Genomic DNA, 23,747 nt, shown 5'->3' on the forward strand with positions numbered 1-23,747 from the left:
GCGCAGACACTTACTTGTGGATAGGCAGGGATGCCCATTGCACCAGCAGCGCTTCCAGCAACAGCACCCGATTGAGGTTGGCTTTGCTCATGACTTTCTGGCGCTGGGCGAGGATCCAGTCCTGAATGTTCAGCACTTTGTCCTGAGCGGTTTTCTGCGCGAGGTACTGAACCACCTTGCGCATGTCCGTCAATCCAAGTCCTTCTTCATCCTGGGTCAACTGATAGCGAAGGATAAGGCTCGACCAGTCGCAGAACCAGTCGAACAGCAGCAACAACGGAATCGCATTCCAGCCTTCGGCCAGTTGCGTCGGCGATTGCTGCTGCTTGAGCAACTTCTTCACGCCATCAACCACCAGTGCTCGCTGTTCACGCACGCCCTGGGCCTGCAACTTGACCGCGGCCAGCGGCGAACCGGCGGCCAGGGTCAACAACTCGACGCGCTCTTCTTCCGAACAGTCCGGCAACGCCTGCGCCAGCCATGTCAGGCTCATGGCCTCGCTGGGCAGCGGACACGCCTGCTGCTGGCAGCGGCTCTTGATGGTCGGCAACAAACGGCTGGTCTGGTGGCTGACCAACAGCAGCACCGTATCGCCGGACGGTTCTTCCAGGCTTTTGAGCAAGGCGTTGGCGGCGTTGACGTTCATCGACTCTGTCGGCTCGATCAGCACCACTTTACGCCCGCCCATCTGCGCGGTCTGGACCACGAAGCTGACCAGATCACGAACCTGATCGACCTTGATCGCCTTGTCGGCTTCTTCCGGTTCCAGAATGTAGTTGTCGGGGTGACTGCCAGCCTTGAGCAACAGGCAGGATTTGCACTCGCCGCAGGCATTTTGCGCGGTCGGACGCTGACACAGTAAATGAGCCATCAGCCGCTCGGCCAATGCACGCTTGCCGATACCGGCCGGACCATGGAGCAAGTACGCATGCGCATGCTGCTTACGCCCCGCCAGTTGCTGCCAGAGATCGTCCTGCCACGGATAGGCCTCAGCCACGGGTCAACTCCAGCAGACGCGGGAGCAAGGCATCCAGGGACTGCTGAACCTGCGCCAGCGGTTGGGCGGCATCGACCAGGACATAACGCGCCGGATCGGCTTCAGCGCGCTTGAGGAAGGCACTGCGCACCGCATCGAAAAAGGTCCGGCCTTCGAGTTCGAATCGATCCAGACGACCGCGCGCGCTGGCGCGGGCCAGGCCTACTTCCACCGGCAGATCGAAAATCAAAGTCAGGTCCGGGCGCAAGTCGCCCTGGACGAAGGTTTCCAGCGTAGCGATACGCTCCAGCGACAAGCCGCGACCGCCGCCCTGATACGCGTAGGTCGAATCGGTAAAACGATCGCACAACACCACCGCGCCACGGGCCAGCGCCGGGCGGATCACCTCGGCCAGGTGCTGGGCTCGCGCGGCAAATACCAGCAGCAATTCGGTGTCCGGGTTCATGACTTCGTCGACCGGCGCCAACAGCACTTCGCGGATTCGCTCGGCCAACGGCGTACCACCCGGCTCGCGGGTCAGCACCACTTCGATACCGGCGGCGCACAGACGCTCGGCCAGGTATTCGCGATTGGTGCTCTTGCCGGCGCCTTCCGGGCCTTCCAGGGTAATAAACAAGCCAGTCACAGGCAGTCCTTAGTCAGAATCATTGCGGGCTTTGCGGCGCGTTTGCATCCGGTTCGGGCGCGGGTGCAGCAGCGGGTTCTTGGGCAGGCTCTGGAGCAGGCGCTTGCGGCGCCTCTTGAGGCGGCACTGGCGGCGACTCCTGAACCGGGTCCAGCGGCGTCACTGGCGGCAAAGCCTCGGGGGCTGTGTCGGGCGACGCAGCCGGAATCGGTGCCTGCCCATTCGTAGCCTCAGGCGCGGTGGCCGGTGCCGGGCTGGAGCGGTAATCGGCGCGGCGCTTGAGCTGGAACTCACGCACGGCATTGTTATGCGCATCCAGATCATCGGAGAACACGTGGCTGCCATCACCGCGTGCGACGAAGTACAGGCTGTTACCCGCCACCGGGTTCAACGCCGCATGGATTGCTTCGCGGCCGACCATCGCAATCGGGGTCGGCGGCAGGCCAGAAATCATATAAGTGTTGTAAGGCGTCGCTTCCTTGAGATGGGCGCGGGTCAACTTGCCGTTGTAACGGTCACCGAGACCGTAGATCACGGTCGGATCGGTCTGCAGCAGCATGCCCATTTCCATGCGTCGCACGAACACGCCGGCAATCTGCCCACGCTCCTGTGGCACGCCCGTTTCCTTCTCCACCAGCGAGGCCATGATCAGCGCCTGATAGGGTTCGGTGTACGGCACATCCGCGGCGCGCTGGCTCCATTCCTTGGCGAGGACTTCGTCGAGGCGGTCGTAGGCCAGTTTCAGCAGCTCGACGTCGGACATGCCGCGCACGAAACGGTACGTGTCAGGGAAGAATCGCCCTTCCGGAAAGATCCCGCTGTGGCCGAGCTTGTCCATCACTTCGCTGTCGCTCAAACCGTTCAGGGTCTGATCGAGTTTTTCATCCTTGGCCAACGCCGCACGGACCTGATGGAAATTCCAGCCCTCGACCAGGGTCAGGCTGTACTGAACGATTTCCCCGCGCTTCCACAGGTCGATCAGCCCCTCGACCGTCATGCCGGGCTGCATGCGGTATTCGCCTTTGTGCAACGGTTGTTTGGCGAGGTTGAACCGCCAGTACACGCGCAACCAGAAAGCGTCCTTGATGACGCCATCGGCTTCGAGTCGATAGAAGGTACGGGTAGGTGTCGTGCCCTTGGGCACTTCCAGCAGTTCTTCCTGGGTGATGTTCAGCGGCTGTTCCAGCGCCGAATGGATTTTCCAGGCCGAAGCGCCCAAACACAGCCCCGCCAGAACCAATCCGGTTTCCAGCAGCAGCAAGAATTTACGTCTCACGTATCAAGCATCCAGTAGCGCGCGGGCAATGGTTTGGAGTTTACGGGTGAGCGGCCCAACCGGCCAGCTCAGTGCTGCATAGGCGCGCACCGGCCAAACGCCATACACGCTGTTGCAGACAAAGACTTCGTCAGCCCATTGCAGCTGTTCGAGGGTGATATCGGTGATTTGCGTGGGAATCCCCAACGACTTGGCTTGAAACAATAATTCGGCACGCATCACGCCGACCACGCCACAGCGCTTGAGATTGGCCGTAATCAACACGCCATCACGGACCAGGAACAGATTGCTGAACACGCCTTCGATCACGCGCCCGACCTGATCAAGCATCAAGCCCTCTGCATGCTCGGTGTCTTGCCATTCGGAACGGGCAATCACTTGTTCAAGACGATTCAGGTGCTTGAGGCCGGCGAGCAGTGGCTGTTTTGAAAGCCGTGTCGCACAAGGGAACAGGCGGACGCCCTGCTCGGCATGCACAGCAGGATAAGCCGCCGGTGGATTGCCTTGCAAAATGCGCCGGGCCTGGGCCGAGGGATCGGGCGCGTAACCGCGCAAGCTATCACCGCGAGTGAGGATGAGCTTGAGCACGCCCTCGCCCAATGCGGCGGCATAGGCCAGCAGTTCGCTGCGGATCAGCTCGTGATCGGCAGCGATCGACAGGCGCAAACAGCCCTCCGCCAGACGCGACAGGTGCCGGTCCAGCAACAACGGCTGCCCGCCCCGCACGGCAATGGTCTCGAACAGACCATCACCATAAGCCAGGCCGCGATCCTTCAGCGACAAAGCGTCAGCCGGCTGACCGTCGACCCAGCTGTCCATCACTCAGAGAACCGGCGGAACACCAGCGAGCCGTTAGTACCGCCAAACCCGAAGGAGTTGGACAGCACCACATCGATATCCATGTTGCGCGCAGTGTGCGGAACGAAATCGAGGTCGCAGCCTTCGTCCGGCTCATCGAGGTTGATGGTCGGCGGCGCCACCTGGCTGTTGATCGCCAGCACGCTGAAGATCGCCTCGACCGCGCCTGCCGCACCCAACAGGTGGCCGGTCATGGACTTGGTCGAACTGACGGCCAGCTTGTAGGCGTGATCGCCAAACACCGACTTGATCGCGCAGGCTTCAGCGAGGTCGCCAGCGGAAGTCGAAGTGCCGTGGGCGTTGATGTACTGGACTTGATCGCCATTGATCTTCGCGTCGCGCAGGGCATTGGTGATGCAGCGTGCAGCACCGGCGCCATCAGCTGGCGGCGAAGTCATGTGGTAGGCGTCGCCACTGGTGCCGAAGCCGATCAGTTCGGCATAGATGGTCGCGCCGCGGGCCTTGGCGTGTTCCAGTTCTTCCAGAACCAGCGCACCGGCGCCATCAGACAATACGAAGCCATCACGGCCCTTGTCCCATGGACGGCTGGCGCGGGTCGGCTCGTCGTTGCGGGTCGACAGCGCGCGGGAGGCACCGAAGCCACCCATGCCCAGACCGCAAGCCGCCATCTCGGCGCCGCCGGCGATCATCACGTCGGCTTCGTCGTACATGATGTTGCGTGCCGCCATGCCGATGCAGTGTGTACCGGTGGTACACGCGGTGGCGATGGCGTAGTTAGGTCCCTGTGCACCCAAGTGAATGGACAGGAAACCGGAAATCATATTGATGATCGAGCCAGGCACGAAAAACGGAGAGATCCGTCGTGGGCCGGAATCATGCAGCGTGCGGCTGGTTTCTTCGATATTGGTCAGACCGCCAATCCCCGAACCCATGGCCACGCCGATGCGCTCACGGTTGGCGTCGGTGACTTCCAGACCGGAGTTGCGTACTGCCTGGAACCCTGCGGCCAGACCGTACTGAATGAACAGGTCGAGCTTGCGAGCTTCCTTGACCGACAGGTATTCCTCGACATTGAAGCCCTTTACCGAGCCGCCAAAACGGGTGGAATAGGCAGAAAGGTCGGTGTGTTCGATCAGACCAATGCCACTGCGGCCAGCCAGAATGCCCTGCCAACTGCTTGGCACATCCGTGCCCAGTGGCGACAACATACCCATACCGGTGACTACGACGCGTCTACGCGACACAGCACTCTCCTTTTTCAAATGACGACTTTGCATCAGGCCTAAAGAAAAAACCGCACGCCGTGATGGCAGTGCGGTTTTTCCATGACAGCGAGCAACGATTACAAACTATTACGCCTGGTGGCTAGTAACGTAGTCGATTGCAGCTTGTACAGTAGTGATCTTCTCAGCTTCTTCGTCAGGGATTTCGGTCTCGAATTCCTCTTCCAGAGCCATCACCAGCTCAACGGTGTCAAGGGAGTCGGCACCCAGGTCTTCGACGAAGGAAGCAGTGTTGACCACTTCTTCTTCTTTAACGCCCAGTTGCTCAGCAACGATTTTCTTGACGCGCTCTTCGATGGTGCTCATACCTTGTTTTCACTCCTAATGGACAAATTCAGGCAGCTGGCCAGTGGGTAAGTGTATAGAAAGACTTTTCAGTTTTTCAACTGAAAGCTTCACTCCTCAAACCCTGCGGCCTTCTGCCTATAAAATAGATTGCAGCTTTATAACGGATTTTAGACAGCTCGTATGACATTTTTTTGAAGCAATCCGTCACATTTAACTCATGTACATCCCGCCGTTCACCGGGATTGTAGCCCCAGTAACGTAAGCCGCACCGTCGGATGCAAGAAAAGCGACCACAGACGCGATCTCTTGAGCTTGCCCCAGACGACCCAGCGGAATCTGTGTCACCAAGCCTTCACGCTGCGTCTCGGGCAGTTCGCGAGTCATATCGGTATCGATGAACCCAGGGGCCACCGAGTTTACCGTAATCGAACGCGAACCGACTTCACGCGCCAGCGCACGACTGAAACCTTCCAGACCGGCCTTGGCGGCAGCGTAGTTTACTTGGCCTGCGTTGCCCATGGCACCCACAACCGAGCCAATACTGATAATTCGTCCCCAACGGGCTTTGGTCATGCCGCGCAAAACGCCCTTGGACAGGCGGAACAGACTGTTCAGGTTGGTATCGACGACGTCATGCCATTCGTCATCTTTCATCCGCATCATCAGATTATCGCGGGTGATACCGGCATTGTTGACCAGGATCGCCGGCGCTCCGAACTGCGCCGTGATGCTCGCCAGCACCGCCGCGACAGATTCGTCGCTGGTGACATTGAGTTCCAGGCCAGTGCCTTGAATACCGTTTTCCTTCAGGGTAGCGGCAATACACTCGGCACCCGAGGCGGACGTAGCGGTGCCAACAACGATGGCACCCTGACGACCCAGTTCCAGGGCAATAGCCTGGCCGATACCGCGGCTCGCACCGGTGACCAGTGCAACTTTACCTTGCAGACTCATGCAAGCTTCTCCTGATTCAGGCCAACGCTGCGCGGGCGGCAGCGAAAGCGTCTGGGGTATTGAGGTTGGATGTCGACACGCCTTCGGCGCAGCGCTTGTTCAGGCCAGCCAGCACTTTGCCTGGACCGCATTCGACCAATTGAGTCGCGCCCTTGGCGGCCAGCGCCTGGACCGATTCGACCCAGCGTACAGGCTTGTAGAGCTGCTCAAGCAGATCGCGCTTGAGGATTTCCAGATCCGCCGGCACAGCAGCGCTGACGTTCTGCACAACAGGAATCTGCGGCGCCTGCCAGTCGATTGCAGCGATCGATTCGGCGAAACGCTCGGCTGCCGGACGCATCAGCTCGCAATGGGACGGCACGCTGACCGGCAGCGGCATGGCGCGCTTGGCACCACGGGCCTTGCAGCCTTCAATGGCGCGCTCGACCGCAGCCTTGGCACCGGCGATAACCACTTGGCCCGGGGAGTTGAAGTTGACCGCGCTTACCACTTCGCCTTGCGCCGCTTCGGCACAGGCCGCCAGCACGTCAGCGTCTTCCAGGCCGAGGATCGCGGCCATGCCGCCCTGCCCGGCCGGAACGGCTTCCTGCATCAACTGACCACGACGCTCAACCAGCTTGACGGCATCGCCAAGGCTCAGACTGCCCGCCGCTACCAGGGCGCTGTATTCGCCCAGGCTGTGACCGGCAACATAAGCCGGACGCGCGCCGCCTTCAGCCAGCCACAGACGCCACAAGGCGATCGAGGCGGTCAGAATGGCCGGCTGGGTTTTATCGGTTTGATTGAGTTGCTCTTCCGGCCCTTGCTGGGTCAGTGCCCACAGGTCGTAACCGAGGGCATCGGAAGCTTCTTTGAATGTTTCGAGGACAACAGGATGTTGTGCGCCCAACTCGGCCAGCATGCCGAGGGACTGCGAACCCTGTCCTGGAAAGACGAATGCGAGGGAAGCAGACATGTAACGAGCCCCTAATGATCTTGTCGTCGGAAAATTTGACGCCCCGCTTGGGGACGCAAGAAACTGACAGTTGGATGGCCTATTGAACTGAGCGGTCACATTTAAGCATTGTCCGACGAAAACGCCTAAAGCAACAAATCCTCCAGACGACCGTGAATCCGCTCCGGCAGGTTTTCCTGAATTTCGATCAGTGCGCGGGAAATGGCACTCTGAAAGCCCTGGACCCCGGCCGAACCGTGGCTTTTCACCACAATCCCCTGCAAACCAAGGAAACTCGCGCCGTTATGCCGCGCAGGCGCCAGGTCTGCCTGCAGACGCTTCATCAGTGGCAGCGCCAGGGCACCGACCATTTTTGACGCGAGGTTTTTCCTGAACAAGGCTTCGATGCGCCCGGCAATCATGGTGGCCAGGCCTTCGCTGGACTTGAGCAGGATATTGCCGACAAATCCGTCACACACCACCACATCCGCTTCGCCACGGTACAAACCATCACCTTCGACAAAACCGATGTAGTTGATACCACGGGCTCGTTGCAACAAGGTTGCAGCGAGCTTGACCTGTTGATTGCCCTTGATGTCTTCGGTGCCGATGTTCAGCAGCGCCACACGTGGACGCACGATACCCAGGGTTTCCGCCGCCACCGAGCCCATCACCGCGAACTGCAACAGATGTTCAGCGCTGCAATCGACATTGGCGCCCAGATCGAGCAACTGGCAGTAACCCTTCTGCGTCGGAATCGCCGCGACCATGGCTGGTCGATCGATACCCGGCAAGGTCTTGAGCACAAACCGTGACAAGGCCATCAGCGCGCCGGTATTGCCGGCGCTGACACAGGCCTGGACCTTGCCGTCACGCAGCAATTCAAGCGCCACGCGCATCGATGAATCCGGCTTGCCGCGCAGCGCCTGGGCAGGCTTCTCGTCCATCGTAATGACTTCGGACGCCGGGACAATCGACAGGCGCGCGCGATCCATAGCCGATTGGCCAGAGAGCAATTCTTCAAGAAGTGAGGGTTGACCGACGAGGGTCAGGTGCAACGAGGGCGTAGCAGACAGGCAAGCAAGGCTGGCCTGAACAATGCTGCGGGGACCGAAGTCCCCGCCCATTGCGTCAATCGCGATGACTTGAGCAGACAAGGATTACTCGTCAGCGCCCTTGTCGATCACTTTACGACCACGGTATACGCCTTCTGGCGATACGTGGTGACGCAGGTGAACTTCACCGGTGGTTTTTTCTACAGACAGGGTGCTAGCCTCGAGAGCGTCGTGCGAACGGCGCATGTCACGGGCAGAGCGGGATTTTTTGTTCTGCTGAACAGCCATAATTGATTAACTCCTAAACGTTTGGGTCACGCTTTAACTGCGCCAATACACTGAACGGGTTGGACCGCGTTACCTCGTCCTCGCTCGGTTCGGGCTCATCGAGACCCGCCGGCTGCTGGCATTCTTCCGGATGATGAGCAGGCACAATGGGCAAGGCGAGCAGAAGCTCCTCCTCGATCAGTGACTGCAGATCCAATGGATCTTCGCCCAGTTCCAGCACGTCATAACCTTTCGGCAACGACTGGGTATTCGCACCCTCCTTCACCACAGCATAACTGCATTCGCTATGGATCGGCAGGGTGACCAGCTCAAGACAACGCTGGCAAACCATTTTGACCTCGGTGTCGATAAAGCTGTGGATTACCACAGACTTACGTTCATCTCGTTCAAAAACGAATTTAGCCTGCACCGTACCGACAGTGTCGGAAAGCGGGTCGCAGAGTCTCTCCAAATCGGCCAGCAGCAGTTCACCTTGAAGGGTGGTGCCACGATCAGCCAATTTGCGCGGGTCAACGTGAGGTGGAATCGGGTCATTCAACATAGGCGCAGCATTATAGGGATGCACCCAGCCATGTCAAAGGAAATTCAGCCCTGTCCGTCACTTGCAAGCCTCCGCTAGAATTCGCGCCTGTCTTCTGGAGATGCGCATGCTGCCTTTATTACTCGCTTCTAGCTCGGTTTACCGTCGGGAATTGCTGGCCCGCTTGCAGCTGCCGTTCACGTGCAGCTCGCCGGATATCGACGAAAGCCATCGTCCGGGGGAGTCCGCGATCGAGCTGGTAAAGCGCCTCGCCGAGGGGAAAGCCCGGGCACTGGCTGGCAGTCATGCCGCTCATCTGATTATTGGTTCCGACCAGGTCGCGGTGCTCGGTGAGCGGATTATTGGCAAGCCGCACACATTTGAAAAGGCGCGCGAGCAGTTGATGGCGGCCAGTGGCGCCAGTGTGACGTTTTTGACGGGTTTGGCGTTGCTGAACAGTCAGACGGGAGAGTGTCAGGTGGATTGCGTGCCGTTCACGGTGCATATGCGCGAGTTCGATCAGGCGCGCATTGAACGTTATCTGCGCGCGGAGCAGCCCTATGACTGCGCTGGCAGCTTTAAGGCGGAGGGTTTGGGGGTGAGCTTGTTTCAGCGCACTGAAGGGCCTGACGCTACCAGCCTGGTCGGTCTGCCGTTGATTCGTCTGATTGACATGCTGCTCAACGAAGGCGTGCAAATCCCCTGAACACCACACTTATGTAGCAGCTGGCGAAGCCTGCGTTCGAGTGCGCAGCGCTCGCCAAACCATTCACCGCAACCTTTCAGGCAAACTGCGTCCTACGGATTGGCGAGCGCTGCGCACTCGAACGCAGGCTTCGCCAGCTGCTACAGAGACCGTGCACAGACGAAAAAACCGGCCACTTGGGCCGGCTTTTTTAGCATCGCAAAAGAATCAGCGCAGCGATGGACCGTTGAACCCCATCCACATCGCCAACTGCGCAGCCACACTGGCACCGAGCTTCTTCGAAAAGCGATCAAACGGCGATTCCTGAACCGTAAAATCCACCAGCTCTTTCTCGCCAATCACATCACGCGCCACCGAACTTGCATTGCCCAGGCCATCGATCAGCCCCAGCGGCAGCGCCTGCTCACCATTCCAGACCAGCCCGGAAAACAGCTCTGGATGTTCCTTGTCCTTGAGGCGATCGCCACGACCCTGCTTCACGCTGTTGATGAACTGCTGATGAGTGGTATCAAGCACGCTCTGCCAGAACTGAGTTTCCTCAGGCTTCTGCGGCTGGAACGGATCAAGGAAGGTCTTGTGCTCCCCGGAGGTGTACGTGCGACGCTCGACGCCCAGCTTCTCCATGGTGCCGACAAAACCGTAGCCGGCCGCCGTCACACCAATGGAACCCACCAGGCTCGCCTTGTCGGCGTAGATCTGGTCCGCCGCACTGGCGATGTAATAAGCGCCGGAAGCGCCCAGGTCAGAGATCACCGCGTAAATCTTGGTGTCCGGATGCAAGCCGCGCAAACGGCGGATTTCGTCATAGACGTAACCCGACTGCACCGGACTACCACCCGGGCTGTTGATGCGCAGGATGATGCCCTTGACCTTCTCGTCCTCGAAAGCCGCACGCAGGCTGCCGACGATGTTATCGGCGCTGGCAGGCTCCTTGTCGGCGATCATGCCCGTCACGTCGATCAGCGCCGTGTAGTTGGCACTGCGTGTGGCGGCTTTTTCCATGTCTATCAGCGGCGTGAACAGGACCAGCGCGCCAAACAGGTACACAAAGGTCAGTAGCTTGAAGAAAATCCCCCAACGACGGGACCGGCGCTGCTCCTGCACACTGGCGAGCAGGGTCTTTTCCAGCAGCTTCCAGCTTTTCTCGTCACCGCTCTCTGCGCTCGCCTTGGCGGGCGCTTTCCATTCGTCGGTCATGACATCTACCCCAGCAAAAACCTATTAAGCCCGCTGACTCAGCCAGGCATGCAATTCTGAAAAACGGTCAATCGCCAGTGCCGGCTCGAACAGCTTCAGCGCCTCGATGGATTGCGCGCCGTAGCTGACCGCCACCGAATTCATGCCGGCGTTGCGCGCCATCTGCAAGTCGAAGGACGAATCGCCGACCATCAATGCCTGCTCCGGACGAACCTCGCAATGGGCGAGAATCTGCTCCAGCATCAGCGGATGGGGTTTGCTGGCGGTTTCGTCAGCCGCACGGGTGATGTCGAAGTAATCTTCCCAACCATGAGACTTCAGCACCCGGTCCAGCCCACGACGGGCCTTGCCGGTTGCCACTGCCAAGCGATAACCCTCGGCGCGGAATGCCTCCATCGACTCGACCACCCCCTCAAACAACGGCGAAGGCACGGCTTCCGAAGCGATGTAGTGATCGGCGTAGTGTTCGCGAAAAGCGATCAGCTCGGTATCGCCAATCTCCGGGTACAACGTGCGAATCGCTTCCGGCAGCCCCAGGCCAATAATGCCCTTGACGGCAAAATCATCGCGCAACTCAAACCCGGAGCGCTCGGAGGCGACGTGCATCGCCTCGACAATCCGACCAATGGAATCAGCGAGCGTGCCGTCCCAATCGAAAATCAGCAGTTTGTAATCAGAGGGGTGCACTCAGGCGCTCCACGGTCTTGGCCCACATCTCGTCGACAGGCGCCTGCAACTTCAACTCGCTGCCATCGGGCAGTGGCACCGTCAGCATGTAGGCGTGCAGGAACAGGCGCTTTCCACCCAGGTCACGAATTTCTTTACTGAAGCCTTCATCGCCGTACTTGGTGTCGCCGGCAATGCAATGCCCGGCATGCAAGGTGTGGACGCGGATCTGGTGAGTCCGGCCGGTGATCGGCTTGGCTTCGATCAGGGTGGCAAAGTCGCCGAAACGGCGCAGGACCTTGAACACGGTCACAGACTCTTTGCCCTCCTCCTCGTCGACCTCGACCATGCGCTCGCCGGAGCGCAGATTGCTCTTGCCCAGCGACGCACGGACTTGCTTGATCGACGCCGCCCAGTTACCACGAACCAGCGCCATGTAGCGCTTATCGACGCCATCGCCGCGCAATGCCGTGTGCAAGTGGCGCAACATGCTGCGCTTCTTGGCGATCATCAACAGGCCCGAGGTATCACGGTCGAGACGGTGAACCAGTTCGAGCTCCTTGCAATCGGGACGCAACTGACGAAAGGCTTCGATCACGCCGTAAGTCAGGCCGCTGCCGCCGTGAACCGCGATGCCGCAAGGCTTGTTGATCACGATCAGCGCCTTGTCCTCGAAGACAATCGAGGCTTCGAGACGCTGGAGCAGGCCTTGTGCCAGCGGCACGGGCTCGTCGCGCTCAGGCACGCGAACCGGCGGCACGCGCACGATATCGCCCGCCTGCAGCTTGTATTCGGGCTTGATCCGGCCTTTGTTCACTCGCACTTCGCCTTTGCGCAAAATGCGGTAAATCAAGGTCTTGGGCACGCCTTTGAGCCGAGCGAGAAGGAAGTTATCAATACGTTGGCCGGCATATTCCGGCGAGACCTCCAGCAGTTGTACGGCTGGGGTCGAAGGGGCAGTAGTCGTCATGGTGCGGATGATAACAATTTTTTATGGAATTGAAGCACTTAATCATTGCTGCTATAGTCGCGAACGCCGCCAAAAGTGGCCTGGACAGCGGACTAACGGTCAAAAACCGGCCCTGACCAACGCAATTCACGAGGACGTGAGGCCGTCCTACGGGGCTTTCGCTACGTAACGGTAGAGTTTGCAGCTGTAACGAGCGCAGGTGACATGAGGCCTGAATCATGCCGCAAAGCAGAGTTTTCACTCGCCTTCCGAGCAAATATTCACGGCCAGTTCACAAAGTGCAGTCAGCTACGAACAACCCCGAGCGAACGCTTCGGAAACAACGCCTAAATTAGCCATGATGCGTGACCTCCCCTTTCGGAGCTCACGGTAAATGCCAACCCGCTGCGGATTCTGCGCGCGGCAGCACCCGAATTATCAGGGATACGTGTAGGGTGGAGATGCACAACCGTCGGACTGTGTAGCACTAGGCTTATATTTAGACGCTTCATCTCGTCCACAGTCGCCGGTTGATTCCTCCTCCTGACTGAGTGCTTAAGTAGCCACAGCAAGCAGGACGCGTACGTCGCGACGCCGGCCCACATTGGCCGGACATCGCTAGACACTGGAGTGTCCAACCACTCCTGACGCACCTGACACCGACCATGAGAAGTCGTGTGTGCCGAACGCCGTTTCCGGCAGCCCGGAAACCGACGGTACTACATGAAAAGAATGCTGATTAACGCAACTCAACCCGAAGAGTTGCGTGTTGCACTGGTAGATGGCCAGCGCCTCTATGACCTGGACATCGAATCCGGTGCACGCGAGCAGAAAAAGGCCAACATCTATAAAGGCCGGATTACTCGCATCGAACCAAGCCTTGAGGCTGCCTTTGTCGATTTCGGCTCTGAGCGCCACGGCTTCCTGCCCCTCAAAGAAATCTCCCGCGAATACTTCAAGAAAGCCCCCGAAGGCCGCGTCAACATCAAGGACGTCCTGAGCGAAGGCCAGGAAGTCATCGTTCAGGTCGAAAAAGAAGAACGTGGCAACAAGGGCGCAGCCCTGACCACCTTCATCAGCCTGGCTGGTCGTTACCTGGTCCTGATGCCGAACAACCCGCGTGCCGGCGGTATCTCCCGTCGCATCGAAGGTGAAGAGCGCAACGAACTGCGTGAAGCCCTGAACGGCCTGGTTGCCCCGGCTGACATGGGTCTGATCGTTCGCACGGCCGGCCTTGGCCGCAGCAGCGAAGAAATGCAGTGGGACCTCGATTACCTGCTGCAACTCTGGACCGCTATCAAAGAAGCCTCGCTGGATCGCTCCGCGCCTTTCCTGATCTACCAGGAAAGCAACGTGATCATCCGCGCCATCCGCGATTACCTGCGCCAGGACATCGGCGAAGTGCTGATCGACAGCGTTGAAGCCCAGGACGAAGCCCTGACCTTCATCCGCCAGGTGATGCCGCAGTACGCCAGCAAGATCAAGCTGTACGAAGACAGCGTTCCGCTGTTCAACCGTTTCCAGATCGAAAGCCAGATCGAGACCGCTTTCCAGCGCGTCGTTGAACTGCCTTCCGGCGGCTCCATCGTCATCGATCCGACCGAAGCCCTGGTGTCCATCGACATCAACTCGGCGCGCGCCACCAAAGGCAGCGACATCGAAGAAACCGCCCTGCAGACCAACCTTGAAGCCGCCGAAGAAATCGCCCGTCAGTTGCGCTTGCGCGACATCGGCGGCCTGATCGTCATCGACTTCATCGACATGACCCCTGCCAAGAACCAGCGCGCCGTGGAAGAGAAAGTCCGCGAATGCCTGGAAGCCGACCGCGCTCGCGTGCAAGTCGGTCGCATCTCGCGCTTCGGCCTGCTGGAAATGTCCCGTCAGCGCCTGCGTCCATCGCTCGGCGAAAGCAGCGGCATCGTGTGCCCTCGTTGCAACGGCACCGGCATCATCCGCGACGTTGAATCGCTGTCGCTGGCGATCCTGCGCCTGATCGAAGAAGAAGCCCTGAAAGACCGTACCGCCGAAGTTCGCGCCCAAGTGCCGATTCCGGTGGCGGCGTTCCTGCTCAACGAAAAACGCAACTCGATCACCAAGATCGAACTGCGCACCCGTGCCCGCATCGTCATTCTGCCGAACGATCACCTCGAAACGCCGCACTTCGAAGTGCAACGTTTGCGCGATGACAGCCCGGAAGCTGCGGTCGGCCAGTCCAGCTACGAAATCGCTGCTGCCGCTGCCGAAGTCGAAGAAGTCCAGCCAGCCGCTGCGACCCGCACCCTGGTTCGCCAGGAAGCCGCGGTCAAGACCGCTCCGGCCCGCGCCAACGCGCCGGTGCCGACCGAAGTCGTCGCCGCACCTGTTGCTGCACCGGTCGCCGCGCCAGAGCCAAGCCTGTTCAAAGGCCTGGTGAAGTCGTTGGTCAGCCTGTTCGCGACCAAGGAAGAGCCAGCCGCTCCGGTTGTGGTTGAAAAGCCAGCTACCACCGAGCGTCCGGCCCGCAATGAAGAGCGTCGCAACGGTCGTCAGCAGAGCCGCAACCGTAACGGTCGCCGCGATGAAGAGCGCAAGCCTCGTGAGGAACGTGCACCGCGTGAAGAACGCGCACCACGTGAGCCACGCGAAGAGCGTGCCCCGCGCGAAGTCCGCGAAGAGACCGCTCCGGTCGTCGCTCGCGAAGAACGCGCTCCACGTGCTCCTCGTGAAGAACGTGCACCGCGCGCTCCACGTGAAGATCGCAAGCCACGTGGCGATCGTGAAGAGCGTCCGGTTCGTGAACTGCGTGAACCTCTGGATGCCGCTCCGGCCGCCGCTGCCACTTCGACTCCGGCTGCCGCTGAAGAGCGTCCAGCCCGTCAGCCACGCGAAGAACGCGCTCCACGCCCACCGCGTGAAGAACGTCAACCTCGCGCCGAGCAAGCGGCTGCCGCCGTTGCCGAAGAAGAGCTGACCACCAGCGAAGAGCAATTGCAGGAAGACGGTCAGGAAGGCGCCGAGGGCGATCGTCCACGCCGCCGCTCTCGTGGCCAGCGTCGTCGCAGCAACCGTCGCGAGCGTCAACGCGATGCCAACGGCAACGTGATCGAAGGTTCGGAAGAATCCGAAACCGGCGAAGGTAACGAAGCCAACGAAGCGCCAAGCACTGCCGACCTGGCCGCCGGCCTGGCGGTTACCGCAGCCGTTGCCAGCTCCGTGATCAGCGCGCCTGCTGAAGCACAAGCCAACGAGCAAGCTGAACGCGCCACTGCCGCCACCCTGGAAACTGCTCCAGTCGAAGCGCCAGTCGTTGAAGCGACCACTGCGGTAGAAGCCACCGCCGCTCCGGAAATCGAAGTGGCCCCGGTTCGTGAAGCACAGCCTGTCGTTGAAGCTGCCGCTGAGCCCGTGGTTGTCGCAGAATCGGTTGCTGAAACTTCATCCGAGACCGTGACCGAAGCCGTTCGTGAAGTTCGCGAAGAGCAAACCGCGTTCAACTGGGTTGCCGAGCCAGTAGCCGCCGAAGCGCCAGCACCTGTTGCTGAAGCCGAGGTTGCTCAAGCAATGGTCTCCGAGACAGTGGTTGTGGCTGCCGAACCGGCTCCAGTGGTTGAAGCACCGGTTGTTGAAGCCGCAGTTGAAGCCCCAGTTGTAGCCGAAGTGGTTGCACCGGTGGTCGAAGCCGCCCCGGTCAGCGCGCTGACGCCAAGTGGCCGTGCGCCAAACGACCCGCGTGAAGTGCGTCGTCGCAAGCGTGAAGAAGAGCGTCTGCAGAAGGAAGCCGAACTGGCTGCCGCTGCGGCTCCGGTTGAAGCGGTTGTTGCTGAAGCACCGGCACCGGTTGTTGCTGAGGTGGTCGAGGCTGCTGAAGTCGCTGCCGAACCCGTCAGCTCCGTGATCGACGAAGCGCCGCGCTCCGTTCAGGAAGCGGTACAGCAACACGAGCAAGCCCTGGAAAAAGAGCACGAGCCTAAACCCCTCGTCTGATCCATCGGCCACTAAAAAGCCCCGCCTGGTAACCCCAGGCGGGGCTTTTTTTATGTCTGTGGCGAAGCAGCGGGACCGCGTTATCGTTCATCGAGGGCAAGCCACGCTCCCACAGGTTTTGTGTCGTTCACATATTCAGCGAACGACACAAAACCTGTGGGAGCGTGGCTTGCCCGCGATGGCGATCCATCAGTCGAACACCAACTTCTCAGGCACATCCACATCCCACAACACCCCGAGATCATCCACCGCCACCTCAACCACCCTCGCCGAGGCAAACAACGACTTGGCACCACGATCACCGGATAACGCCATCAACCCCGGCCCGAAGCTGCGACCAAACCCCACCGGATGCCCAAGCTCACCCTCATGCACCGGCACGCTGATAACGTCATCAGCAATCCCCGCCAGCACCTGTTCGATACTCGACGGCAGGATAAACGGCATATCCCCCAGCACCATCAGCCACCCGCCAAGCTGCGCACACGCAGCCACCCCGGCCGCAATGCTGTCACCCATGCCGGTTGATTCGATCAGCACGATTTCGCAGCCATAGGCCTTGGCCATGCGGATCACCTGTGGGCGATCTTCGGTGGTCACTAAAATGCGTTTATCCAGCGAGGCCGGCAAGTTCACCAGCACGTGCTCGATCACCGAACGGACCGCGCCATCACGGCCAGTACAGTCCGCCAGCAACTTATCCTTTTCGGCACCGGCCACCTGCCGGAAACGACTGCCCTGCCCCGCCGCCAGCACGATGACGCCGATGGGTTCACTCATACAGCCTCCTGCAACGGCTTCTTCTGCTTCAGCTCTATGCCGTTCTTGATTGCCACGATTTCCGCCAGCAATGACAAGGCGATTTCCGCCGGGGTATGGCTGCCGATGTGCAAGCCGATCGGGCCGTGCAGCCGCTCGATGGCCTCTTCTGACAAGCCTAGCTGAGCCAGGTTATCCCGACGCTTAAGGCTGTTGACCCGCGAACCCAGTGCACCGACATAAAAGGCCTTGGAGTCCAGGGCCGTGAGCAGTGCCATGTCATCCAGTCGTGGATCGTGGGTGAGCGCGACGATGGCCGTCCGTTCGTCGGTCTGGATGCTCAACACCGCTTCGTCGGGCATGCCGGAAACAAACCGGCCGTGCTGCTCCTCCCAGCCATAGACGAACTCGGTGCGTGGATCGCAGATCAGCACTTCGAAGTCCAGCAACCGCGCCATCTCGGCGACATACCGCGACAACTGCCCCGCGCCGATCAGCAACAACCGCCAGCGCGGCCCGTAGATGGCGCGCAGGGTTTTGCCGTCAAAGCTCAGTGCATCGGCCTTGTTGGCCGGCTGCAACACCACTTCGCCGGTCACAATATCCAGCGAACGCGCGACGATTTCATGCGCTTCGCAGCGCCTCAGCAACTCGTCGAGCCATGCCGGATCACCAACCCGCTCTTCGGTCAGGCGCAAGGTGCCGCCACAGGGCAAACCAAAGCGCGCGGCTTCCTCACGGGTAATCCCATAAGTGATCAACTGCACCGGCGGCCCATCAGCCGGAATCCGCCCGTCGTGCAGCCGCGCAATCAAATCATCCTCGACACACCCACCGGACACCGAGCCAATCACCACGCCGTCCTCGCGCAAGGCCAGCATCGCGCCAGGCGCCCGGGGCGCGGTGCCCCAGGTCTGGACCACGCTGTACAACACCACTCGCTGACCGGCGCGGCGCCACTCCAGCACGCTGCGCAGGACATTCAGATCGACGCTGTCCATCAGGCCTGGGCCTTCTGCCAACCCTGCAGCTGATAGCGGACCGGCAGAGCGCGGATGCGTTTGCCAGTGGCGGCGAAGATCGCGTTGCACAGCGCAGGTGCAATCGGCGGCACGCCCGGTTCACCGACACCGCCCAATGGCACGTTGCCCGGCGGCGTGACCAGATGCACCGCGACTTCCTTCGGCGCCAGGGACATGCGCGCCACTTCGTACATGTGGAAGTTGTCCTGCTGGACCTTGCCGTCCTTGAAGCTGATTTCCCCCAGCACCGCGTTGCCCAGGCCCATCACACAGGCGCCCTCGAACTGCGCGCGAATCCGCTCGGGGTTGATCTGCGGACCGCAATCCACCGCAATATCCGCCTTGTGCACAATCAACGTGCCGTCGTCTTTGACTTCGACTTCAATCACCGCCGCCACGTAAGTGACGAAGCTGTAATGCACCGCCAGGCCCAAGCCTCGGCCCTTGGGCAATTCACGGCCCCAACCAGCGGCTTTGGCAGCGGTTTCCAACACCGTGCGCAAACGGCCGGTGTCGATCGGATAACGCTCGGGAGACTCGCCGTAGTTCCACTCTTCACTCAAGGTGCGCGGGTCGATCTGACGGTCCGGGCCCAGCAGCTTGATCTGATACTTGAGCGGATCCTGCCCGGCCTTGTGCGCCAGTTCGTCGACGAAGCTCTGAATGGCGAAACCGTGGGGAATGTTCGACACCGAGCGATACCAGCCGACACGGGTGTGGACCGCCGCTTCCGGGTTTTCCAGGCGCACGTTGGGAATCGCGTAGGCCATGTTGGTGAAACCCATGCCCAACTCGAAAGCCGCCTCGTGGTTCATGCCCGGCGCGAACAGCGCGGTAATACTCGGCGCCACCGTGCGGTGCAACCAGCCGGAAGGCAGGCCGTCCTTGTTCAGGCTGGCCTTCAGGTATTCGGCCGACACGGTGTGGAAATAGGAGCAGTGGATGTCGTCTTCACGGGTCCATTGCACCCGCACGGCCTTGCCGGGGAATTCCTTGGCGAGCACGGCCGCTTCGATGATGAAGTCCGGTTTCGATTTGCGACCGAAACCACCGCCTAGCAGGGTGACGTTAAAAGTGACGTTATCGAACGGAATGCCGAGGCGTTCGCCAATCCGTGTGCGGGTGACTTGTGGTGCTTGGCTCGGCGCCCAGGCTTCGCACACGCCGTCCTTGTAGCGGGCGACGGCGACCATTGGTTCCATCGGCGCTTGCGTCAGGTGCGGCAGGTAATAGGACGCTTCCAGGGTACTGTCGGCGCTGCCCATGGCCTCTTCGATATTGCCGGTGTTGCGCACCACTTTGCCGGGTTTGAGCGACGCGGCTTCAATTTCCTTGCGGTAGGCGATCGAGTCGTAACTGGCATTGGGGCCGTCATCCCACTCGATTTTCAACGCCTCGCGGCCCTTGATCGCCGCCCAGGTGTTGCTGGCCACCACGGCCACGCCACCCAACGGTTGAAACTCCGACGGCACCGGGCTGCTGTCAATCTGGATGACCTTGATCACGCCAGGGACTTTCAGGGCGGCGATGGAGTCGACGGATTTGACCTTGCCACCGTACACCGCAGGGCGCGCAATGGTGGCGTAGAGCATACCGTCGAAGTGCACGTCTGCACCATAAATGGCGCGGCCATTGACGATGTCGGCCCCGTCGATGGCCTTGGTGCCTTCCTTGCCGATGTAGCGGAATTCCGACGGTTGCTTGAGCCGCAGACTGTCGCGAGCCGGCACTGGCAGAGCCCCTGCGGCAGCGGCCAAGGCGCCATAGCCGAGTTCACGACCGGACGGTTTATGGATGACTTTGTGCAGTTGCGCATGGCACTCGCTGACTGGCACTTTCCACTGCTCGGCAGCCGCTTGTTCCAGCATGGTCCGCGCGGCAGCGCCGCAACGCCGCATCGGCTCGTACCAGTGACGCATGCTGCGCGAACCGTCAGTATCCTGGTTGCCGAAGCGCACTTCGTCGCCCGGCGCCTGTTGCACCTTCATCATTGCCCAGTCGGCGTCCAGCTCATCGGCCACCACCATGGTCAGGCTGGTGCGCACGCCCTGGCCCATTTCCGAACGGTTGCAAACCACGGTCACACTGCCGTCAGCGGCGATGCTGACGTACACCTTCGGATCATCGATCCAGCCGTGGGGCATGCCGTCGGCACCGAATTTCTTCTCTTTCTCTTCAGCGAAGGCATCCTGCCAGCCCCAGCTTGCGGCCAGCACCAGCGCACTGGTGGCGCCCACGCCTTTGAGGAAACCACGGCGACTGAGGTTGCTCAGGGCGAAATCATTCGGTAACGGGCTCATGCCTTGGCCTCCTTCAGGTGAGTGGATGCCTGGCGGATGGCGGTCTTGATGCGGTTGTAGGTGCCGCACCGGCAAATATTGCCGACCATCGCCTCTTCGATCTGTTCGTCGCTCGGGTTCGGATTCGTCTTGAGCAGCGCAGTGGCGGACATGATCTGCCCGCCCTGGCAAAAACCGCACTGGGCCACGGCGGTGTCGAGCCAGGCTTGCTGGACGACTTGCCCGACCGGGTCGGCGTGCAGGTTATCGATGGTGGTGACGTTCTGGCCGACCACCGAGCCGATCGGCGTGATGCAACTGCGCGCCGGAGCGCCTTCGATATGGATGGTGCAGGCGCCGCACAGACCCATGCCGCAGCCGAATTTGGTGCCGTTGTAACCGGCCACGTCGCGGATCGCCCAGAGCAGCGGCATATCCTCGGTGACGTCGAGTTGATGGTCTTGACCATTGAGCTTCAGGGTAATCATGGGCACGCCCGCATATTATCGGTTATGGGGTCGAGCAATCTGCCGCCGTGGGTTGGCGGTTGGCATCACGCAGATCCGCTCAGGCTGATGGGCTCTCTTATGCGGACGGCGACGTCTGCATCGGGCCTTTGGTGGAGCAAACGTTTGCATCGTTAGGTGGCTAAGTTAACCCAGCATTAACAAAAAAGCCCTGCACAATGGAAGTTGTGCAGGGCTTTGAAATCAGCCTTTAAAGCTTAGACTCAATACCGGTTTGGCTCCATTTCCAGATCGACATGGAAACGTTCTGAAATGTCTTTCTGGATGCGCTGCGCCAGGTCGAGCAATTGCAGCCCGGTCGCGCCGCCGTAATTGACCAGTACCAGTGCCTGCAATTTATGCACACCCGCATCGGCCTCACGGAAACCTTTCCAACCCGCGCGCTCGATCAACCAGCCCGCCGCCAGTTTCATTTGCCCATCGGGTTGTGCATAAGCCACCAGATCCGGGTATTCACCTTTGAGCCGGGCGACCAGCGCTGCGGGCACCAACGGATTCTTGAAGAAGCTGCCGGCATTGCCCAGCACCGCCGGGTCCGGGAGCTTTTCGTTGCGAATACTGCAAATCGCCTGGCTGACGTCGGTAGCGGTCGGATGATCGATACCTTGCTCGGTCAGGCGTTGACGCACCGGGCCGTATTCCAGATGCAGGTGCGCGGCACGATCCAGGGCAAACCGCACGCGCAGGATCAACCAACGCCCCGGCTGCTGTTTGAACAGGCTGTCGCGGTAGGCGAAGTTGCACTCGGCCAACGTGAAGTCGCGCAGTTCGCCGGTCTGGCGATCGAGCGCCGTCAGGCCGGCGAACACGTCTTTGATCTCGACACCATAGGCGCCGATGTTTTGCATCGGTGCGGCGCCGACGGTGCCGGGAATCAGGCTGAGGTTTTCCAGCCCCGACAAACCCTGCGCCAGCGTGTGCTGCACGAATGGATGCCAAGGCTCGCCGGCCTCGGCTTCGATCACCACGTTGCTGCCGTCATCGCTGAGGATGCGAATCCCGCGCGTGGCCATGCGCAGCACCAGCGACTGGATATCGGCGGTCAGCAGCAAGGTGCTGCCGCCCCCAATCACCAGCAGCGGTACATCGTGTTCCACCGCATACGCCAAGGCTTCGCGGACGTCGGCATCGCTGTAGGCCTCGGCAAACAACCGGGCCTGGACGTCCACGCCAAAGCTGTTGAACGGCTTGAGCGAAACCTGCGGTCGAACCTGCAAACTCATAACCGTCCCTTCAATTCGATCACCAGCAGATCGCTGGCACGCTCGATCAAGTCGAGCACCTGCTCAAAGCCCTGGTCGCCGTCGTAATACGGATCCGGGACTTCGTCGATTTCCGACTGGTAGCGACGCAGGAACAGGTCCAGTTCAGCCTTGCCCTTGGCCGGTTGCAGGGCCTTGAGGTTGCGCAGGTTGCTGTTGTCCATCGCCAGGATCAGGTCGTACGTGGCGAAATCGGCACGAGACACTTGCCGGGCGCGCTGGGCCGACAGGTCGTAACCGCGTAGCCTGGCCGCAGCCTGACTGCGCTTGTCCGGCGCCTTGCCGATGTGCCAGTCACCCGTACCGGCGGAGGCGACTTCGATTTGATCGGCCAGCCCCGCTTCGCGCAGTTTGTGCCGCAGCACGCCTTCGGCCGTGGGTGAACGGCAGATGTTGCCCAGGCAGACGAACAGAACCCGCATCAGGCCTCCAGCAGGCGACGAACGCGCTCGAGGTCTTCAACGGTGTCGACCCCCGTTGGCGGTGCGATCAGTGCATCGGCGACATGAATTCGCACGCCGTGCCACAAGGCCCGCAGTTGTTCCAGGGATTCGGTGTTTTCCAGCCAGCACGGGCCCCAGCTGACGAAGTCATGCAGGAAACCGGCGCGGTAGGCATAGATGCCGATGTGGCGACGGTACGGCACGCCCTCCGGCAATTGCTCACGACTCTTGGCAAAGGCGTCACGCGCCCACGGCAACGTCGCGCGACTGAAGGTCAGCGCCAGGCCATTGAGGTCGCTGACGACCTTGACCACGTTGGGGTTGAACAGGGTTTCCACGTCTTCGATCGGCTCGGCCAGGGTGGCCATGCGCGCTTCTGTGTGGGCGGCCAGGTTGGCGGCGACCTGATCGATCACGCTCGGCGGGATCAACGGCTCGTCACCCTGGACGTTGACCACAATCGCGTCGGGCGCCAGGCCCAGAATCGCAGCGACTTCGGCCAGGCGATCGGTGCCGGAATTGTGGTCCTCACGAGTCAGCACCACTTCGGCGCCAAAGCCTTTGCAGGCCTCGGCGATGCGCGCATCGTCAGTGGCAACCACTATGCGTTCGGCGCTGCTTTTGCTCGCCTGTTCCCAGACGTGCTGGACCATAGGCTTGCCGGCGATCAACAGCAGCGGTTTACCCGGCAAGCGGGTGGAGGCGTAACGCGATGGAATGACAACGGTAAAAGGTGTGGTCATTTATCCAGGCGCTCATCGGTGGTCAGGGTGCGGGCTTCGGTTTCGAGCATGACCGGAATGCCATCGCGAATCGGGTACGCCAGACCTGCGCCTTTACTGATCAGCTCGGTTTTGTCGGCGCTGAGCTTGAGCGGGCCTTTGCAGACCGGGCAAGCGAGGATGTCGAGCAATTTGGTGTCCATGAGCATTCCC

Annotated in this window: 24 protein-coding genes; 2 read left to right on the forward strand and 22 right to left on the reverse strand. The window is 60.6% G+C overall.

All coding sequences use genetic code 11. From position 1 onward, the window contains the following. Positions 1–10: 10 nt before the first annotated feature. The 11 genes from AEQ67_RS27240 to AEQ67_RS27290 form a co-directional block, all read right to left on the reverse strand. Positions 11–997, reverse strand: a complete 987-nt coding sequence (locus tag AEQ67_RS27240; protein WP_059406866.1) for a DNA polymerase III subunit delta' — start codon at positions 995–997, stop codon at positions 11–13. Continuing rightward, positions 990–1,622, reverse strand: coding sequence for a dTMP kinase (gene tmk, locus AEQ67_RS27245; protein WP_059406867.1), 633 nt, complete (start codon positions 1,620–1,622; stop codon positions 990–992). Before tmk ends, AEQ67_RS27240 begins: the two co-directional genes overlap by 8 nt. A gap of 19 nt (positions 1,623–1,641) precedes the next feature. Then, positions 1,642–2,898: an endolytic transglycosylase MltG gene (gene mltG / locus AEQ67_RS27250; RefSeq protein WP_059406868.1), complete on the reverse strand. Its 1,257-nt coding sequence runs from the start codon at positions 2,896–2,898 to the stop codon at positions 1,642–1,644. A 3-nt stretch (positions 2,899–2,901) separates the two neighbouring features. Next, positions 2,902–3,717: an aminodeoxychorismate lyase gene (pabC, locus tag AEQ67_RS27255; protein WP_059406869.1), complete on the reverse strand. Its 816-nt coding sequence runs from the start codon at positions 3,715–3,717 to the stop codon at positions 2,902–2,904. Beyond that, complete coding sequence (fabF, locus tag AEQ67_RS27260) at positions 3,717–4,961, reverse strand: beta-ketoacyl-ACP synthase II (protein ID WP_059406870.1); 1,245 nt, start codon at positions 4,959–4,961, stop codon at positions 3,717–3,719. Before fabF ends, pabC begins: the two co-directional genes overlap by 1 nt. 108 nt (positions 4,962–5,069) lie before the next feature. Continuing rightward, a complete protein-coding gene (acpP, locus tag AEQ67_RS27265; protein WP_003175607.1) occupies positions 5,070–5,306 on the reverse strand; it encodes an acyl carrier protein in 237 nt (78 codons plus the stop codon). A gap of 192 nt (positions 5,307–5,498) precedes the next feature. After that, positions 5,499–6,242: a 3-oxoacyl-ACP reductase FabG gene (gene fabG / locus AEQ67_RS27270; protein ID WP_059406871.1), complete on the reverse strand. Its 744-nt coding sequence runs from the start codon at positions 6,240–6,242 to the stop codon at positions 5,499–5,501. Between the two features lie 16 nt (positions 6,243–6,258). Next, positions 6,259–7,197: an ACP S-malonyltransferase gene (gene fabD, locus AEQ67_RS27275; protein WP_059406872.1), complete on the reverse strand. Its 939-nt coding sequence runs from the start codon at positions 7,195–7,197 to the stop codon at positions 6,259–6,261. Between the two features lie 125 nt (positions 7,198–7,322). Continuing rightward, positions 7,323–8,333, reverse strand: coding sequence for a phosphate acyltransferase PlsX (plsX, locus tag AEQ67_RS27280; RefSeq protein ID WP_082377966.1), 1,011 nt, complete (start codon positions 8,331–8,333; stop codon positions 7,323–7,325). A 3-nt stretch (positions 8,334–8,336) separates the two neighbouring features. Further along, positions 8,337–8,519: a 50S ribosomal protein L32 gene (gene rpmF, locus AEQ67_RS27285; RefSeq protein ID WP_003179396.1), complete on the reverse strand. Its 183-nt coding sequence runs from the start codon at positions 8,517–8,519 to the stop codon at positions 8,337–8,339. Between the two features lie 13 nt (positions 8,520–8,532). After that, entirely contained in the window at positions 8,533–9,060 is a 528-nt protein-coding gene (locus AEQ67_RS27290) for a YceD family protein (protein ID WP_004371317.1), read from the reverse strand. A 106-nt stretch (positions 9,061–9,166) separates the two neighbouring features. Between AEQ67_RS27290 and AEQ67_RS27295 the strand changes: the two genes are divergently transcribed. Beyond that, on the forward strand, positions 9,167–9,745 hold the full coding sequence (locus AEQ67_RS27295; RefSeq protein ID WP_059406874.1) for a Maf family protein: 579 nt from the start codon (positions 9,167–9,169) through the stop codon (positions 9,743–9,745). A 207-nt stretch (positions 9,746–9,952) separates the two neighbouring features. On the opposite strand, the gene sppA is transcribed toward AEQ67_RS27295, so the two are convergent. Genes sppA through rluC form a run of 3 tightly spaced genes read right to left on the reverse strand, consistent with a single transcriptional unit; the run spans position 9,953 to position 12,578 of the window. Continuing rightward, positions 9,953–10,942, reverse strand: a complete 990-nt coding sequence (sppA, locus tag AEQ67_RS27300; protein WP_059406875.1) for a signal peptide peptidase SppA — start codon at positions 10,940–10,942, stop codon at positions 9,953–9,955. Positions 10,943–10,966: 24 nt separating this feature from the next. Then, complete coding sequence (locus tag AEQ67_RS27305; RefSeq protein WP_059406876.1) at positions 10,967–11,629, reverse strand: HAD-IA family hydrolase; 663 nt, start codon at positions 11,627–11,629, stop codon at positions 10,967–10,969. Further along, positions 11,616–12,578 (reverse strand): 23S rRNA pseudouridine(955/2504/2580) synthase RluC, encoded by a 963-nt coding sequence (gene rluC / locus AEQ67_RS27310; RefSeq protein WP_007945738.1) that lies wholly within the window; start codon positions 12,576–12,578, stop codon positions 11,616–11,618. The genes AEQ67_RS27305 and rluC overlap by 14 nt, the downstream gene beginning before the upstream one ends. A 702-nt stretch (positions 12,579–13,280) precedes the next feature. Between rluC and rne the strand changes: the two genes are divergently transcribed. Beyond that, a complete protein-coding gene (rne, locus tag AEQ67_RS27315; protein WP_059406877.1) occupies positions 13,281–16,520 on the forward strand; it encodes a ribonuclease E in 3,240 nt (1,079 codons plus the stop codon). A 189-nt stretch (positions 16,521–16,709) separates the two neighbouring features. Here rne and AEQ67_RS27320 read toward each other — a convergent pair whose 3' ends face one another. The 8 genes from AEQ67_RS27320 to AEQ67_RS27355 all read right to left on the reverse strand — a co-directional run bounded on the left by AEQ67_RS27320 (position 16,710) and on the right by AEQ67_RS27355 (position 23,737). Then, positions 16,710–17,300: a nucleotidyltransferase family protein gene (locus tag AEQ67_RS27320; RefSeq protein ID WP_059406878.1), complete on the reverse strand. Its 591-nt coding sequence runs from the start codon at positions 17,298–17,300 to the stop codon at positions 16,710–16,712. Continuing rightward, entirely contained in the window at positions 17,297–18,280 is a 984-nt protein-coding gene (locus AEQ67_RS27325) for an XdhC family protein (RefSeq protein WP_059406879.1), read from the reverse strand. Before AEQ67_RS27325 ends, AEQ67_RS27320 begins: the two co-directional genes overlap by 4 nt. Continuing rightward, a complete protein-coding gene (locus AEQ67_RS27330) occupies positions 18,280–20,601 on the reverse strand; it encodes a xanthine dehydrogenase family protein molybdopterin-binding subunit (protein ID WP_059406880.1) in 2,322 nt (773 codons plus the stop codon). Before AEQ67_RS27330 ends, AEQ67_RS27325 begins: the two co-directional genes overlap by 1 nt. Continuing rightward, entirely contained in the window at positions 20,598–21,068 is a 471-nt protein-coding gene (locus tag AEQ67_RS27335; protein ID WP_008152370.1) for a (2Fe-2S)-binding protein, read from the reverse strand. The genes AEQ67_RS27330 and AEQ67_RS27335 overlap by 4 nt, the downstream gene beginning before the upstream one ends. A gap of 242 nt (positions 21,069–21,310) precedes the next feature. Beyond that, positions 21,311–22,330, reverse strand: coding sequence for a UDP-N-acetylmuramate dehydrogenase (gene murB, locus AEQ67_RS27340; RefSeq protein WP_059406881.1), 1,020 nt, complete (start codon positions 22,328–22,330; stop codon positions 21,311–21,313). Beyond that, positions 22,327–22,791, reverse strand: coding sequence for a low molecular weight protein-tyrosine-phosphatase (locus AEQ67_RS27345; protein ID WP_059406882.1), 465 nt, complete (start codon positions 22,789–22,791; stop codon positions 22,327–22,329). The genes murB and AEQ67_RS27345 overlap by 4 nt, the downstream gene beginning before the upstream one ends. After that, entirely contained in the window at positions 22,791–23,555 is a 765-nt protein-coding gene (kdsB, locus tag AEQ67_RS27350; RefSeq protein WP_059406883.1) for a 3-deoxy-manno-octulosonate cytidylyltransferase, read from the reverse strand. Before kdsB ends, AEQ67_RS27345 begins: the two co-directional genes overlap by 1 nt. After that, positions 23,552–23,737: a Trm112 family protein gene (locus AEQ67_RS27355; RefSeq protein ID WP_007945752.1), complete on the reverse strand. Its 186-nt coding sequence runs from the start codon at positions 23,735–23,737 to the stop codon at positions 23,552–23,554. Before AEQ67_RS27355 ends, kdsB begins: the two co-directional genes overlap by 4 nt. Positions 23,738–23,747 lie beyond the last annotated feature (10 nt).

Source organism: Pseudomonas sp. RIT-PI-q (assembly GCF_001297125.1).
In the GTDB taxonomy this organism is placed as follows: Bacteria; Pseudomonadota; Gammaproteobacteria; order Pseudomonadales; family Pseudomonadaceae; genus Aquipseudomonas.

Coding starts and splice junctions, on each gene's coding strand:
- pabC (WP_059406869.1), bottom strand. CDS start 3,717: ATGGACAGCTGGGTCGACGGTCAGCCGGCTGACGCTTTGTCGCTGAAG.
- acpP (WP_003175607.1), bottom strand. CDS start 5,306: ATGAGCACCATCGAAGAGCGCGTCAAGAAAATCGTTGCTGAGCAACTG.
- fabG (WP_059406871.1), bottom strand. CDS start 6,242: ATGAGTCTGCAAGGTAAAGTTGCACTGGTCACCGGTGCGAGCCGCGGT.
- fabD (WP_059406872.1), bottom strand. CDS start 7,197: ATGTCTGCTTCCCTCGCATTCGTCTTTCCAGGACAGGGTTCGCAGTCC.
- rpmF (WP_003179396.1), bottom strand. CDS start 8,519: ATGGCTGTTCAGCAGAACAAAAAATCCCGCTCTGCCCGTGACATGCGC.
- AEQ67_RS27290 (WP_004371317.1), bottom strand. CDS start 9,060: ATGTTGAATGACCCGATTCCACCTCACGTTGACCCGCGCAAATTGGCT.
- AEQ67_RS27295 (WP_059406874.1), top strand. CDS start 9,167: ATGCTGCCTTTATTACTCGCTTCTAGCTCGGTTTACCGTCGGGAATTG.
- sppA (WP_059406875.1), bottom strand. CDS start 10,942: ATGACCGACGAATGGAAAGCGCCCGCCAAGGCGAGCGCAGAGAGCGGT.
- rluC (WP_007945738.1), bottom strand. CDS start 12,578: ATGACGACTACTGCCCCTTCGACCCCAGCCGTACAACTGCTGGAGGTC.
- rne (WP_059406877.1), top strand. CDS start 13,281: ATGAAAAGAATGCTGATTAACGCAACTCAACCCGAAGAGTTGCGTGTT.
- AEQ67_RS27320 (WP_059406878.1), bottom strand. CDS start 17,300: ATGAGTGAACCCATCGGCGTCATCGTGCTGGCGGCGGGGCAGGGCAGT.
- AEQ67_RS27325 (WP_059406879.1), bottom strand. CDS start 18,280: ATGGACAGCGTCGATCTGAATGTCCTGCGCAGCGTGCTGGAGTGGCGC.
- AEQ67_RS27330 (WP_059406880.1), bottom strand. CDS start 20,601: ATGAGCCCGTTACCGAATGATTTCGCCCTGAGCAACCTCAGTCGCCGT.
- AEQ67_RS27335 (WP_008152370.1), bottom strand. CDS start 21,068: ATGATTACCCTGAAGCTCAATGGTCAAGACCATCAACTCGACGTCACC.
- murB (WP_059406881.1), bottom strand. CDS start 22,330: ATGAGTTTGCAGGTTCGACCGCAGGTTTCGCTCAAGCCGTTCAACAGC.
- AEQ67_RS27345 (WP_059406882.1), bottom strand. CDS start 22,791: ATGCGGGTTCTGTTCGTCTGCCTGGGCAACATCTGCCGTTCACCCACG.
- kdsB (WP_059406883.1), bottom strand. CDS start 23,555: ATGACCACACCTTTTACCGTTGTCATTCCATCGCGTTACGCCTCCACC.
- AEQ67_RS27355 (WP_007945752.1), bottom strand. CDS start 23,737: ATGGACACCAAATTGCTCGACATCCTCGCTTGCCCGGTCTGCAAAGGC.